The sequence below is a fragment of the Burkholderia sp. B10 genome (genome assembly GCF_004368385.1).
GTDB classification, from domain to species: Bacteria; Pseudomonadota; Gammaproteobacteria; order Burkholderiales; family Burkholderiaceae; genus Burkholderia; species Burkholderia vietnamiensis.
The window spans coordinates 21,052-35,367 of the sequence record NZ_PQMX01000035.1 but is presented as its reverse complement, the minus strand read 5'-3'; the positions used below and the strand labels follow the sequence as shown (position 1 = coordinate 35,367).

The 14,316-nt window shown below is 66.0% G+C and carries 14 protein-coding genes; 8 read left to right on the top strand and 6 right to left on the bottom strand.

Features of this window, described 5'->3' with window-relative positions:
- Positions 1 to 383: 383 nt before the first annotated feature.
- The 4 genes from C3Y15_RS18320 to C3Y15_RS18305 all read right to left on the bottom strand — a co-directional run bounded on the left by C3Y15_RS18320 (position 384) and on the right by C3Y15_RS18305 (position 5,210).
- Positions 384 to 1,421, bottom strand: coding sequence for a fimbrial protein (locus C3Y15_RS18320; RefSeq protein ID WP_060122673.1), 1,038 nt, complete (start codon positions 1,419 to 1,421; stop codon positions 384 to 386).
- A complete protein-coding gene (locus C3Y15_RS18315) occupies positions 1,418 to 2,134 on the bottom strand; it encodes a molecular chaperone (RefSeq protein WP_041494249.1) in 717 nt (238 codons plus the stop codon). The genes C3Y15_RS18320 and C3Y15_RS18315 overlap by 4 nt, the downstream gene beginning before the upstream one ends.
- Before the next feature lie 21 nt (positions 2,135 to 2,155).
- Positions 2,156 to 4,633, bottom strand: coding sequence for a fimbria/pilus outer membrane usher protein (locus C3Y15_RS18310; protein WP_069246397.1), 2,478 nt, complete (start codon positions 4,631 to 4,633; stop codon positions 2,156 to 2,158).
- Between the two features lie 64 nt (positions 4,634 to 4,697).
- The gene (locus tag C3Y15_RS18305) at positions 4,698 to 5,210 is read right to left on the bottom strand and encodes a fimbrial protein (protein WP_011881114.1); all 513 of its coding nucleotides are present in this window, start codon (positions 5,208 to 5,210) and stop codon (positions 4,698 to 4,700) included.
- Positions 5,211 to 5,869: 659 nt separating this feature from the next.
- On the opposite strand from C3Y15_RS18305, the gene C3Y15_RS18300 reads away from it, so the two are divergent.
- The 3 genes from C3Y15_RS18300 (at position 5,870) to C3Y15_RS18290 (ending at position 7,784) form a co-directional block, all read left to right on the top strand.
- Positions 5,870 to 6,580: a PadR family transcriptional regulator gene (locus tag C3Y15_RS18300; protein ID WP_034193433.1), complete on the top strand. Its 711-nt coding sequence runs from the start codon at positions 5,870 to 5,872 to the stop codon at positions 6,578 to 6,580.
- A 37-nt stretch (positions 6,581 to 6,617) separates the two neighbouring features.
- The gene (locus C3Y15_RS18295) at positions 6,618 to 7,442 is read left to right on the top strand and encodes a siderophore-interacting protein (protein WP_185499729.1); all 825 of its coding nucleotides are present in this window, start codon (positions 6,618 to 6,620) and stop codon (positions 7,440 to 7,442) included.
- Positions 7,443 to 7,559: 117 nt separating this feature from the next.
- Positions 7,560 to 7,784 carry a hypothetical protein gene (locus C3Y15_RS18290; RefSeq protein ID WP_014724245.1) on the top strand — a complete coding sequence of 75 codons (225 nt, stop codon included), beginning with the start codon at positions 7,560 to 7,562 and terminating at the stop codon, positions 7,782 to 7,784.
- Between the two features lie 37 nt (positions 7,785 to 7,821).
- On the opposite strand, the gene C3Y15_RS18285 is transcribed toward C3Y15_RS18290, so the two are convergent.
- Positions 7,822 to 8,403 (bottom strand): undecaprenyl-diphosphatase, encoded by a 582-nt coding sequence (locus C3Y15_RS18285; RefSeq protein ID WP_059460616.1) that lies wholly within the window; start codon positions 8,401 to 8,403, stop codon positions 7,822 to 7,824.
- Between the two features lie 437 nt (positions 8,404 to 8,840).
- On the opposite strand from C3Y15_RS18285, the gene C3Y15_RS18280 reads away from it, so the two are divergent.
- From C3Y15_RS18280 to C3Y15_RS18265, 4 genes are all read left to right on the top strand, one after another.
- Positions 8,841 to 9,581, top strand: a complete 741-nt coding sequence (locus C3Y15_RS18280; RefSeq protein WP_011881119.1) for an acetoacetate decarboxylase — start codon at positions 8,841 to 8,843, stop codon at positions 9,579 to 9,581.
- Between the two features lie 53 nt (positions 9,582 to 9,634).
- A complete protein-coding gene (locus C3Y15_RS18275; RefSeq protein WP_014724248.1) occupies positions 9,635 to 10,420 on the top strand; it encodes a 3-hydroxybutyrate dehydrogenase in 786 nt (261 codons plus the stop codon).
- Between the two features lie 130 nt (positions 10,421 to 10,550).
- A complete protein-coding gene (locus tag C3Y15_RS18270) occupies positions 10,551 to 11,768 on the top strand; it encodes a patatin-like phospholipase family protein (RefSeq protein ID WP_014724249.1) in 1,218 nt (405 codons plus the stop codon).
- 57 nt (positions 11,769 to 11,825) lie between these two features.
- Entirely contained in the window at positions 11,826 to 12,290 is a 465-nt protein-coding gene (locus C3Y15_RS18265; protein ID WP_011881122.1) for a hypothetical protein, read from the top strand.
- Positions 12,291 to 12,354: 64 nt separating this feature from the next.
- Here C3Y15_RS18265 and C3Y15_RS18260 read toward each other — a convergent pair whose 3' ends face one another.
- Positions 12,355 to 13,239: a LysR family transcriptional regulator gene (locus C3Y15_RS18260; protein ID WP_069246396.1), complete on the bottom strand. Its 885-nt coding sequence runs from the start codon at positions 13,237 to 13,239 to the stop codon at positions 12,355 to 12,357.
- A 118-nt stretch (positions 13,240 to 13,357) separates the two neighbouring features.
- Between C3Y15_RS18260 and argC the strand changes: the two genes are divergently transcribed.
- Positions 13,358 to 14,305 (top strand): N-acetyl-gamma-glutamyl-phosphate reductase, encoded by a 948-nt coding sequence (gene argC, locus C3Y15_RS18255; protein ID WP_069246588.1) that lies wholly within the window; start codon positions 13,358 to 13,360, stop codon positions 14,303 to 14,305.
- Positions 14,306 to 14,316: the final 11 nt, after the last annotated feature.

Here is a 14,316-nt window from a genome sequence, read left to right as displayed (position 1 = left end):
CAATGTAGGTGCGTGCGAAGCATAGGGAAAATACATACTTCGCATGCTTGGCATGCTTTGTATTTATGGATCGCGGCGGGCTGGGCGAAATAGGCTGGGGCGGCCCGATGTGTATCGGCAGAGTTTTGATTGGCTGCCGGGCAGCCGGTAGCCGAGCGGCGACTGGGATTTGCTGCGGTAGACGTCGACGTAGTCGAAAGAAAGCCGGCGTCGGAACGTCGCAAACACGATGGATGCGCGTACCGTCCTCAGTTGCCACGTGCGGAAGTGCGTCGCCGACGTGGGAGGCAAGCCGGCGCTCGCGCTGCGGATAACGAAGAGACCGCTTTCGTCGTCTTCACCACCCGCAGCGCGAGCGACGCGTTCCGCGGTGTCCGGCGACCTCAATCGTAGAGAATCTGCACCGTCGCCGTCACGGTGAACGGACCGATCTTCGGTGTCCCCAACGACCTTAGCACCGCGCTCATCGGCACGTCGATACGCGCTTGTGTCGCCGAGAAGTTCGCAAGATCGAACGGCTCGCGCAGCGGCACCTGGCGCCCGTTGCGGTCGAGAATCTCGACGCCGAAGCCGCTGTCGGCTGACGGCAGGACGACGTTGCCCTGCACCGGATTCGGCGTGTCGAAGTACCCCTGAATCTTCACGGGCGTGTCGCATTGCCGCTTGTCCAGCGCAAGCGAGAACGGTTGAGTCGGCGTCTCCGGAGAAAAACCCGTCGGGGTCGCCTTCACTTTCCCGAAATCGACGAGGCCCGGCTCGGGCGTCACGGTCACGTCGACGACGCAGGGTGACGGCTTCAGGTTTTGCATTCCGCTCAGGGTGTACCGGAAGCTCGTGTTGCGCGCATTGATCCCCTTCACGCCGTCGAACTGGAACGCCGCATAGCTGTCCTGCGGAATCCCCACCCACGTCCCCGCCTTCCTGATGACGACCTGATACGTGATGCTGACCGGAATCCTCGGGCATCCCCCCAACTTATTAAAATCCCGACGGCTACAGGGCGGCACGACGATTCCGGTCGGCACCCCCGTGCCCGGCTGGTTGCCCGCCCCGAAATAGTCGACGCCGCGATAGCGGATGCCAATCTCGAGCCCCCACGCCAGCGGGCTCTCGCCGTTCGGGTTCGCGTAGAACGAAATCGGATCGTCGAACGTCAGCGACTCGCCGCCAAGATCCTTGTAACAGTAGCCGGTGGTCGTGCGCGTCGGCGAGATCCAGATCACATAGCCGTCGGGTGCGTTGATCGGATAGGTCTGCACGGAGCCGATCGGCTGGACGAACCGGTCGACTCCGTCGCTCGTCACGCACCGGACGGCCCACGCGGATTGCGCGACGACCAGGCAGCCGAGCAGCAACATTACGCGCGAGAACAGCCCGATGAGACGGGCACGCACGCCGCGGCGCGAAATCGCCGCGCTCATTTCGGTTGGCTCCGGCATGCGGATGCATCGCACGCGTACCTGACGGCGGTTTCGCCGCCGGAGTCGTTGATGTGCACGACCGACAGCGTTGCCGGCAGCGGGCCTGCCACGTCGGTGGTCGCGGCCGACATCGGCGCCACCATCAGGCCGCCGAACTTCAGCGGTGTCTTGCTCTCCCCGGCGAACAGCTTGACCACCGTGACGTGATACGGCGTGGGGTTGTCCAGCACGAGCCTGTGCGTCGACGGATCGAGACGCACCGTCATCGGCAGCGTCGGATCTTCGTCCGCCGCCGGCTGCAGCCCCTTCGGGCGATAGAACAGCTTCAGCTTCGAATGCAGCGCGATCTGCAGCGCATTGACGGCATCCGTTTTCGGCGGAATCTCGCGGATGTTCAGATAGAACACCGACTCGCGATCGCTCGGCAGTGCATCGCCCGGCAACCGGACGATTCGCAACACGTTGCGCTCCGTCGGCTCGATCCGCTGCAGCGGCGGCAGCACCATGAACGGCGACGTGATCTTCTTGCCGTGCTCGTCTTCGATCCACGACTGGACGACGTACGGGTACTTCTCGCTCTTGTTTGCCACGGTCACGCTCTGCCACTGCGCATCGCCGTCGTAGATCACGCGCGTACGGTCGGGCACGACGGCCGCATGCACGGTCGCAGCCGCGATCAGCATCGTCACGCCGACGGCGGCCGCGAGCCGCATCAACGGGTTCGAATTCATCATTTATCTCCGGGAAAGTGTGTCGGGCTCGGCGCAATCGAGTGGAACCGGATCGGCGCCGAGCGTCATCGATTCAGGAAGGACGGGAAGCCGGCAGATGTCGCGGTCGACCACGCGCACCACCAGCTCGGCGTCCTTGCGTACACCGGTCAGATAGGTCACGCCGTGTTCGCCGACGATGCCGACTTCCTTGCCGGTGCGACGGTCGACCACCGATGCGCCGAACGGCGCGTCCTTGCCTGACGGCAAGCGCAGCACGACGAGCGCGTTCCGGCCGTGCGTCGTATCGAAATGCACGTAGCCGATCGCGCCGTCGGTCAGGACGACGCGCTGCACCGGGTTCGACACGGTCGTCTGCAACGACGCGCGATTGGTGTTGACCCGCGCGTCGAACGTGCTGAACGGCGATACCGCGCCGATCACCGCGTAGCCGCGCGCGTCGGAACTCGCCTGCGTGCCCGAGAACGGCACGTCAGGCACGCCGTCGGTGGACAGCAGCAGGCGCGTATCGCCGTTGTAGCTGTTCGCATGCGCGGTCACGCCGTGCTGCGTCGCGACGAACGAGCCATCGAGTTCGATCGACGCGGACGTGTTCGAGCGCGTATTGGCTGCCGCCTGCACGTTCGCGATGATCGAGCTGAACTGCTTGCGCAGATTGCCGCTCGCCGATGCGGCGCCGTTGGTCGTCCCCGCGTACAGCGAATAGGAGAGCCCCTTGTCGGTGCCGCCGAGATAGCCGGCCGTCACGTTCGTGCCGCCGCCGCTGGTCGATGCGACGCTGGTCGTCACCGTCTGGCGCGAACCGAACGGAATCGTCGCCGACACGAACAGCTGGTTGCCGCTGCCGCCGCCACCGCGAGTGCGGTACGCCGACAGGTTCAGCGAGACGTTGCGCAGCGAACCGATCCGCACGGCCGTCGCGGCCGTCACGCCGATCCGCTCGTCCGACGGGCGATTCCAGTAGCTCGTATGGTCGTAGGACACGAACGTCGACACGTCCATCACGCGCTTCGCGAGGCTGATCGAGTAGCGCTGCTTGCCGGGCGCGAGGCCAGCGGCAGTCGGATCGCCGAAATACTGCGGAAACGACGTGTAGGTGCGATCGGAGAACCGATAGCCGAAAAAGCGCACATCCGAATCGATCGAATCGAAGTGCTTCGAATAGTTGAAGCGATACGAGCGGCCGACGCGCGTTTCACCGCTCCACCACAGCCGGGCGCGCACCGTCGTCACGTCGGCCGACACCGCGCCGAACGCGCCGAGATTCTTGCCGACGCCGAACGCGAGCGCCGCATAACCCGACGCACCGAGCGCCCCGCCGTAGATCGTGATCTCGTGCGGCAAGCCATATGCGGCTTCCACGAAACCGAATGCGGGATCGATACCCGCGCCGCCGAACAGCCGCGGCTTGCCGACCGCCGTGCGGTAACGCAATTCACCTGCGCGCGCGAGGAACGGCACGGCCGCGCTCTGCACCGTGAAGCGCTGCTCGCTGCCGTCTTCTTCCTGCACGGTCACGTCGAGCGTGCCCTGCACGCTCGCGGAAAAGTCCTGCAACGCGAACGCACCGGCCGGCACGCGGGTCGCATACAGCACGCGCCCCTGCTGCGACACCGTCACCGTCGCGTTGGAATGCGCGACACCCGTGATCAGCGGCGCATAGCCGCGCATGCCGGGCGGCAGCATGCGGTCGTCGCTCTGCAGCGTCGCGCCGTCGAGCGCGAACGTGTCGAAGATGTCGGAATTCAGATAGCTCTGTCCGAGCGATACCGTCGAGCGAATCTGCGGAAACGCCCGGAACGCGTATAGCCGGTTGAACTGGAACGTCTTGGAGCTGCCGCCGAAGTTTGCGTTGCCGCCGGACGCGAGCTGCGCTTGATAGTCGCCGCGCAAGCGCCATGCGCCGGCATTGGCGCCGATCGTTCCATAGCTTTGCACCGTGCTCGAATGCGTGCCGTGACCGTGCGACGTGTTGCCGATCACGCGATAGTCGAGCAACGCGCCGGGGATCCCGTCGCTCCATGCGGCGGGCGGTATGTAGTCGGGGTCGCTGTATTCGAACGCAATCTGCGGAATCGCGATCCGCAGGCGCGCGGATGCGCGGTCGTGCCGCACCGATGCGCCGTCGATCGCGAGCAGGTCGATGCAGCGGCCGTCGTACGTGCGCGGCAGCGTGGCGAGCAACGTCTGCTTGAGGCCGATCTGCGCGACGAGGTCGGCCGGCACGCAAGCGACGCTGGTGCCGGGCTGGTTGCCCTGGACATAGTCGATGGCACGCGCCGCCAGCAGCCTGCCGTTGACGACCACGTCCAGCAAATAGGTGCCGGGCACCGTGTAGTCGGCGTGCGTGAACTGCGCGAGGTCGACGTCCTTCGCACCGTCGACATCCAGAAAGTCGGCGTTGAATTCGGTGGCGTGCGCGGTTTTGGCGGTCAGCAGGCAGGTGACGAGGATGCCGAGAAGGCGACGGGGGGTGTTCACATTGATCAGCCGGACGAATGCGTGGAACGGGGGGAGCCGAGCTCCCCCCAGGAGCTCCCGGCGATTACTGGTAGCGCACGGTGAAGTTGGCGACCGCGTTCGCGATACCCGGCGTGACCGCTGCGGCCGTCGCCTCATACATCGCGCCGAACGTCACGGTGTTGCCGCTCTTCGACAGCACAACCGGGGACGACTGCTCGGTGCCGTTCTTCAGGTAATCGTTCGCGCCCGCCTGCAGGCGAATGCCGACGTTGCTCGCGCTGCCGGTCGTGGCGATCAAGTCTGCGTTGGTGGCGTCGGACGCGCCCGTGAACGTGAAGAACGCGTTGGTCTGCGTCGACGTATCGCAGTCGGTGAGCACGATGTTGAAATTCTTCGCCTCCGAACGATCGCCGACCTTCTTGAACACGTGCGACGGAACCTGACCGAGCGACACGGTCTGGTCGAGCGTTTCCTGGCTGATGCCGCATGCGCCGGCGACGATCTCGCCCTGGAACCGGATCGTGCCCGGGGTCGCCGCCGCAAACGTCGATGCCGAAACTGCGGCGAGCGCCGCTGCTGCCAAAATCTTTTTCATTTTCCTATCCGTAACTTTTGTCGAATTGAATGCACGCAAAATTGCGTACGGAGCGGATTGTCTCGACCACGGATCGGCGGCGGAATCTTAGTAGTGAGAAATGCGATGGGAGGTATCGCGAACGGTCTGGTGCTCGCGAAATGCGTGCGCTGAGGGCTGCGTTTGGCCGCGTTTTGGACCGTGGCCAACGAGACATCGAATTTGGTCGATCACATCGCGGCCGAGAGAGCCGCACTCGTGTTCGGCGCATGGATTCGTATGGGTCAGACGGGATGAGTATCGGATGCGTCGAACAGTTGGCGACGGCAGTCGGCGAATTATCGACAACCATCGGTATGGCAGTACGGCGGTCAATGCGAACGCCACGATCGCGGCCGAGCGGCTTCGGCGCGATCGCGTCCGGACGATGCGCAATCGCGGTCGGCCAGCACGCGAGCGACACGGCAAGCGACCTCCCTGCACTCGGCACGAATGCGAGGGCAACCGGCACGCGTAAAGTCGCGCGCCGCGGCGCTGCAATTCCTTACATCAATAGGCGAGGAGCAGCCCCATTCGTGGAGCCCCACCCTTCAAACCCATCCAACCCCAAATCCCACCCTTGACACCCTATCTTTCGATATATATCTTTAGATATGTTTTCCGACACATAGGACACGATCATGCGACACACCCCTTTCGATGGCGACGCCCGCTGCCGCGGCCACGGCCATCATCCCGGCCTCGAGTGGTTCGCCAGCCTGCGGCACGCGATCGGCCGTCATCGCCGCGGCCACGATCCCTTCGGCGGCGGCCCGTTCGGCGGCCGTGGCGGACGCGGCGGCTTTGGCGATTTCGGTGACGACGGCATGCCGCGCGGCCGCCAGTTCAGCTCCGACGACCTTCAACTGCTGTTGCTCGCGCTGGTCGCCGAACAACCGAGCCACGGCTACGAACTCATCAAGGCGCTCGACACGCGCTCGAACGGCTTCTACAGCCCGAGCCCCGGCATGGTCTATCCGGCGCTGACCTATCTCGAGGAAGTCGGCTTCGTCGTCTCGCAAGCAGAAGGCAACCGCAAACGCTACGCGCTGACGGACGCCGGCCGCGCGCATCTCGAGGCGCAGCGCGAACGGGTCGACACGTTGTTCGCGCGTCTCACGCACCTCGCCCGCAAGATGGAATTCATGCGGCGTGCGTTCGCCGGCGAATCGGCGGGCAGCGAAGCAGCGGACGATGCACAAGCCGGCTGGCTGCCGGAATTCGTCGCGGCTCGCTTGGCACTGAAGCGCGCGCTGCTGCACAAGAGCGCCGCCGACGCCGACGAGCAGCGTCGCATCGCAGCGATCATGCGCCGCGCGACGGCCGAAATCGAAGGCGGCAGCGGCGCGTAACCCATGCCGCACCACCACAAACCATCAGGAGCACGGATTGATACAGAACACACCGGAGCGCACCGTGACCCGCGTGCGCCATCCGCTCAAATTCCGCTTGCTGCAAGTCGTGCGCGTGCGTGCGATCACGCCACACCTGCTGCGCGTCACGCTCGGCGGCGCCGACCTCGCGGATTTCGAATCGTCGTCGTTCGACGACCACGTGAAGGTGTTTTTCCCGCCGCCCGGCGCGGAGCGACCGGCGCTGCCGACGCTCGGCGCGAACGGCCCGGAATTCCCGGCAGGCGAGCCGAAACCGGTCGCGCGCGATTTCACGCCGCGCCGCTTCGACCGCGCCGCCTGCGAACTCGACCTGGAGTTCGTGCTGAACCATCCAGGCCCCGCATCGCAATGGGCAGCGCAGGCACGCGTCGGCCAGTGGCTCGGTATCGGCGGGCCGCGCGGCTCGTTCGTCGTGCCGACCGACTTCGACTGGCATCTGTTGATCGGCGACGACACGGCGCTGCCGGCCGTCGCACGCCGCCTCGAGCAGTTGCCGGCCGGCGCGCGCGTGGCGGTGGTGCTGGAAGTGGTTGATCGCACCGCGCAAATCGCGTTCGACACGCGTGCCGACGTGCACGAAATCTGGCGCTTTCGCGCCGAAGCCGACACAAGCGACGGCGATGCGCTGCTGAATGCGGTGCGCGAGCTGCCGCTGCCGTCCTCCGGCGACGGATACGTGTGGGCCGCAGGCGAAGCGCAATCGATGCGCGCGGTGCGTCAGCACCTGAGCGGCGAGCGCGGGATCGACAAGTCGCGCATCCGCGCGGCCGCATACTGGAAGCGCGGCGCAGCGGCCGTGCATGAAACGCTGGAAGACTGACGCAACGGGCGCTTTCGCGCGGCGGGCTTGGCATCGGCGCCGCGGCTGGTATATATGTATGTCTGCGACGCCGCTGTCGCGCGACAGCCGCCGCAGTCCGCCCAGGAGCGCCCGGTCATGACAAAAGCAAACCCCGCTTCGCCTTTCCTTCGCCACCTGAAGATCGCCGGCTATTGCGGCCTGGCGGCCGTTGCGCTCGCGCTGTTCGTCGCGATGTGCGCGATCCTCAAGGAAAGTTCGCTCGAACGCGACGCCGCCCGGCATACGGGCGAAACGCCCGAACTGCACGAAGCGGGCGGCGGCACGTCGGCGTCGGCCGACGCGGCCAAGACAGCCGGTTGACGTCGGCAACCGGCGCTTCACGCGCGCCGCAGCCCGCTCACGGCGTGCGCTCGCGCCCCATCATGACCGCGTGCACAGCGTCGCCGATGCGTTCGAGCAGATCGACGGCCCGGTAACCGTACAGGTGCGCAGCCAGCGCGCCGGCGGTGCCCACCAGCACGCCGCCGACCATGTCGTAGGGCCAGTGAACACCCACGTACACGCGCCCCCACGCGATCGCGACGGCCATCGCGGCCATCACGAACCCGGTGAGCCGCGTCGTACCGGCCAGCAGCATGCCGGCCGCGAGGCTCCATGCAAACGTCATGTGATCGCTCGGAAACGAGCTGTCCGGCGCATGCGGAATCAGCTGCGTACCGACGCCGACCATGAACGGCCGCGGCGAAAACCAGAAATGCCCGACCACCTGTGCGAGCGCCAGCGCCACGCACGCGCCGGCGCCGGCTTCGATCGCCTGCCGCCGCGTCGGGCGCTCGCCGAAGATCCACGTCAGCAGCAGCATCGCAGGCAGTGCATAAACGAGCCAGTCGGCGGCGAAAAAAGCGACGCGGGCCACCGCGGGGTGCGGCGCGGCGCCGGCATTGACGGCGTCGAACAGGGTGAGATTGAGGTTCTGCATGAATCCGGTCAGGTGTGGGCCGATGGGGAGACCGGGCGCGCCGGTCGGATGCGAACGATGCTAGTGCTCACTCGCTTATGTGATCGTTAACGCGCGACGACGGCAGCCGAAGCGGTCCGCGCGCGAACGCACTTAGAACGTGCACCGCAGCAAGAGTTCACACAATTGACATATTCCCGCGCCACCTTCGCCCGCGAAGGCTCACCTACCTTCCCGTAAATACTCACCTTTTTCATATCGCGGCATCGCTGCGTGCCCCGGAAATGCGGCCATCGCGGGCGATCGCCGTGGTTCAACTCACTCGTCTCAACATTTACGCCGCAACGGATCCGAAATCGGCAACAATTAATTCCCGATGCGGCATCGCACAACGGCAACGCACAGGCATACGATTTAGACCCACTCACCCCCGTAGCGCTCGACAACAAGGAGTCCGCATGAAGCCCAGCGATGTCCGATCCAAAGCGTTTGCGATGCCGTTGACCAGCCCGGCCTTTCCGATGGGCCCGTATCGTTTCGTCGACCGTGAGTTCGTGATCATCACGTACCGCACCGATCCCGAGCGCTTGCGCGCGGTCGTCCCGGAGCCGCTACAGATTGCCGAGCCGCTCGTGCATTACGAATTCATCCGGATGGCCGATTCGACCGGCTTCGGCGACTACACCGAAAGCGGCCAGGTGATTCCGGTCGAATACAACGGGCAGGCCGGCGGCTACACGCTCGCGATGTATCTCGACGATCATCCGCCGATCGCCGGCGGCCGCGAACTGTGGGGCTTTCCGAAGAAGCTCGCGTCGCCGACGCTGCACGTGAACACCGATCACATCCTGGGCACGCTCGACTACGGCAAGGTGCGCGTCGCGACCGGCACGATGGGCTACAAGCACAAGGAACTCGACCTCGACGAGCAGATGAAGCGTCTCGCCGGCCCGAACTTCCTGCTGAAGATCATCCCGCACGTCGACGGCTCCGCGCGCGTGTGCGAACTGGTGCGCTACTACCTGCAGGACATCAAGATGAAAGGCGCGTGGACCGGCCCCGCGTCGCTCGAGCTGGCGCCGCACGCGCTGGCGCCGGTGGCCGACCTGCCGGTGCTCGAGATCGTCGAGGCTCGTCACATCGTCGCCGATCTGACGCTCGGGCTCGGCGAAGTCGTCTACGATTATCTGGCTCAGTAACCAGCACGTCCCAGGGGCCTCCCCTGTCCATCCTTCACCACGGGAAATTCGAAATGAGCAACCTGAATGGCAAGACCGCAGTCGTCACGGGCGCCGCGAGCGGCATCGGCAAAGAAATCGCGCTGGAGCTGGCGAAGGCCGGCGCGGCCGTCGCGATCGCCGACCTGAACCAGGACGGCGCGAACGCGGTGGCCGACGAGATCAACAAGGCCGGCGGCAAGGCGATCGGCGTCGCGATGGACGTCACCAACGAGGACGCGGTCAACAGCGGCATCGACAAGGTCGCCGAGACGTTCGGCTCGGTCGACATCCTCGTGTCGAACGCGGGCATCCAGATCGTCAACCCGATCGAGAACTACTCGTTCGCCGACTGGAAGAAGATGCAGGCGATTCACGTCGACGGCGCGTTCCTCACGACCAAGGCTGCGCTCAAGCACATGTACAAGGACGATCGCGGCGGCGTCGTCATCTACATGGGCTCGGTGCACTCGCACGAGGCGTCGCCGCTGAAGTCGGCGTACGTGACGGCCAAGCATGGGCTGCTGGGGCTCGCGCGCGTGCTGGCGAAGGAAGGCGCGAAGCACAACGTGCGCTCGCATGTGGTGTGTCCGGGCTTCGTGCGCACGCCGCTGGTCGACAAGCAGATTCCGGAGCAGGCGAAGGAGCTCGGCATCAGCGAGGAAGAAGTGGTGAAGAAGGTGATGCTCGGCAACACGGTGGACGGCGTGTTCACGACGGTGCAGGACGTCGCGCAGACGGTGCTGTTCCTGTCGGCGTTCCCGAGCGCCGCGCTCACCGGCCAGTCGTTCGTCGTCAGCCACGGCTGGTTCATGCAATAACGTCGCGCGCCTTGCGCGCCTCCGGAACGGAGGCGCATCGCGAACCACGGCTTATTCTCGCAACGGAGCGCGTCGGTCGACGTCGCTCCGTTCATCCCCGCCGTCGACGGCGGATTTCCCGGAGCAACTGATGAAACCGCACGCGCGTACAGAAAAGCAGGCCGTCGATGCGACGGACCTGCGACACGAGGCCGGTGCACCGGCAACGGCGCGGTCGCTGCCATACGAAACGATCGCGCTCGTCCTGCAGGGCGGCGGCGCGCTCGGCGCTTACCAGGCCGGCGTATTCGAAGGGCTGCACGAGGCCGGCATTCCGCTCGACTGGATCGCCGGCATCTCGATCGGCGCACTCAATACCGCGCTGATCGCGGGCAACGCGCCCGAACATCGCGTCGAACGGCTGCGCGAATTCTGGGAGACGATCTGCCAGCCCGCGTACTTTCCCGCGATGCCGGCCGCATTCGAATTCGCGCTGTTCAACAGCATCGACCAGATCCGCACGTTCTTCACTGCATCGCAGGCCGCCAGCGCGATGATGCAGGGCCAGCAGGGCTTCTTCGTGCCGCGCTTTCCGCCGCCGCTGCCCGGCGTGTCCGATCATCCGGAGAAGATCAGCTGGTACGACACGTCCGCGCTGCGCGCGACGCTGCTCAAGCTGTGCGACTTCGACCGAATCAACTCGGGCGAGACGCGCGTGTCGGTCGGCGCGGTCAACGTCGGCACCGGCAACTTCGTGTACTTCGACAACGCGCGCATCCGGCTCGAGCCCGAGCACTTCATGGCGTCCGGCGCATTGCCGCCGGCGTTCCCGCCGGTCGAGATCGACGGCGAGTACTACTGGGACGGCGGCATCGTGTCGAACACGCCGCTGATGGAGGTGCTGCGCGCGCATCCGCGCCGCGACACGCTCGCGTTCCAGGTCGATCTGTGGAGCGCTCGCGGGCCGCTGCCGCGCACCATGGCCGACGTCGCGGAACGCACGAAGGACGTGCAGTATTCGAGCCGCACGCGTCTGGTCACCGATACGCTGCAACGCGAACAGCGCTTTCGCAACGTGCTGCGGCACGTGCTCGAACAGGTGCCCGAAGCGCAGCGCAAGAACGATCCGTGGTGCGTCGAAGCCGAAGCGATGTCGAGCGGCAAGAAGTACAACGTTCAGCATCTGATCTATCAGCAGAAGGCTTACGAGCATCACTACAAGGACTACCAGTTCGGTCTGTCGACGATGCGCGACCACTGGTCCGCGGGTCTCGACGACATCCGCAAGACGCTCGCGGTCAAGGACGGCCTCGCGCTGCCCGTCAACGACGCAGGCTTCGTCACGCACGACATTCACCGCCACCGGTGATGCCGTCTGCAACGGGCCGCGCGCGCTGCGCCGGCCCGTTCTCATTTCCGATTCGACATGCCGATTTTTCTTGCGCTGTTTGCGCTCATCGCCCTCGGATGGGGGGCCGTTCATCTGTTTCACGTGATCGCCGCACAGTTCGGCCAGCCGGTCGCGATCGCGGCCGCGGTGCTCGCCGCCGTCGCCGTGATCGCGCTGATTGCGTGGTGGCTCAAGCGCCGTCGCGACATCGCACCGAATACGCGGGAGCCGGGCTGGACCCATATCGAACAGCGCGGATGGGGCGAATTGCGCGTGTCCGCGACGCAAGGGCTGCTGTGGCTGTCGCACGACGGCGCGGACGGCCGCTATACGCTGTCGCAGCTCGACGGCTGCGACGCCGAGCCGAGCGACGGCCGCTGGTATCTGCTCGTGCGCGTGCGCGACGGAGTGCGAAGCGAGTGGAAGTTGCCGATGATGGACCGGCGCGATGCGCAGCGCTGGGCGCGTGTGCTGATGCTCGCGAAGGAGCATCGGCTGTAATGGCCGGCCACGGCGGCGCTCTCGATGCGTTGCTTTCGAGTGGAGGCTTACCCCCCGCGACTTGCTATCGCGCGCCGAGCGCCCACAACGCGTCGAGCACGTGCTGCGTCGGCCGCTCGACCGGGCCGGCACGATGGGCGATCCCGAGCTCGCGCCGCAACGCCGGGCGTAGCGGCCGCATGACGATACGCGCATCGGGCAGCGGCGCGCCGGCCTCGTGCGGCAACAGCGTCGCGCCGTAACCCGCGGCGACCAGACTCTTGATCGCATCGTTGTAGTTCAGTTCGATGCGCGGCTCGGGCCGGTGGCCGCCGAGCGCGAACCATTCCGTCGTGAGCCGCGACAAGCGGGTGGTCGCATCGTTGAGAATCAACGGACGCGCGGCCAGATACGCCGGCGTCGCCCGCGCCGGCGCTTGCCAGTCGGCGGGCAGAAACGCGAGCACCGGATCGCGCCGCCACGCGCGAATCGACAACCCCGCGACCGCCGGCTGCGGCAACGCGACGAGCCCGACGTCGAGCGTGCCCTGCGCAAGACGCGCGAGCGTGTCTTGCGACGTGAGCACGGCGATCTGCACGTCGATGTCCGGATGGCGCTCGCGCAGCCGCGCCACCGCCTGCGGCAACAGATGCGCGATCGCGCCGGTCGATGCGCCGAGCCGCACGCGCCCGGTCAATCCCTGCACTTGCCGCTCAACGTCGTCGAGCGTCGCTTCGACGTCGGCCAGCAGGCGGCGCGCTCGCTCGACCAGCACCGCGCCAATGGCCGACGGCCGCACGTTGCCGCGCGTGCGCGACAGCAATGGCGCGCCGATCCTGCTTTCGAGTTCGGCGACATGAAGGCTGACCGTCGGCGGCGCAAGATGCAGCAGTTGCGCAGCGGCGACGAAGGAACCCTGGTCGGCGATCGCGACGAGCGTGCGCAGCCGGTCCAGACTGATCTCCCGCATTCCCACCTCTCGTTCAGGAACTCTGAATCCTGTGGTCAGAAAATTCAACTTTTCCAATTCTAGGCGTTCAGTGGACGATACGGCTTTCCCGAGGCCCGAAACGCGGAACACGACGATCATGAATCACGCCACTGTCTACATCGACGGCGATCAAGGCACGACCGGTTTGCAGATCCACGAGCGCCTGCGCGATCGCACCGACCTGCGGCTCGTCACGCTGGCCGATGCCGAGCGCAAGAATCCCGCGCGGCGCGCCGAAGCGATCAACGCATCGGACTTCACGATTCTGTGCCTGCCCGACGCGGCCGCGCGTGAAGCGGTCGGCTTCATCCGCAATCCGGCCGTACGCGTGATCGATGCGAGTTCAGCCCATCGCACCGACCCGGAGTGGGTCTACGGCTTTCCCGAGATGGCCGCCGGACACGCTCGGACCATCGCCGGCGCGCGGCGCGTGACCAACCCCGGCTGCTATCCGACCGGCGCGATCGGCCTGCTGCGGCCGCTGCAGCAGGCCGGACTGCTGCCACGCGACTATCCGGTGAGCATCCATGCGGTGTCGGGTTACTCGGGCGGCGGCCGGGCTGCCGTCGACGCGTTCGAATCGAACGACGCTGCCCGCGCGAAACCGCTGCAGATCTACGGCCTCACGCTCGCGCACAAGCATGTGCCCGAAATCCAGCAACATGCCGGCCTCGCGCACCGACCGCTGTTCGTGCCGGCCTACGGTGCCTATCGACAGGGCATCGTCCTCACCGTGCCGATCGAGTTGCGTCTTCTGTCCGCCGGCGTGACCGGTGAGACGCTGCAAGCCTGTCTTGCGCACCATTACGCCGGCGCGCGCCACGTCGACGTCATGCCGCTCGCGGATACCCGCGCGATCGCGCATCTCGATCCGCAAGCGCTGAACGGGACGAACGACCTGCGGCTCGGTGTGTTCGTCAACGAGGAGCACGGCCAGGTGCTGCTGTCCGCGGTGTTCGACAATCTCGGCAAAGGAGCGTCCGGCGCGGCCGTGCAGAATCTCGATCTGATGCTCGGGGCGATGAGTGTGGCGCAGGGGACGTGAGCTTTAGGTTT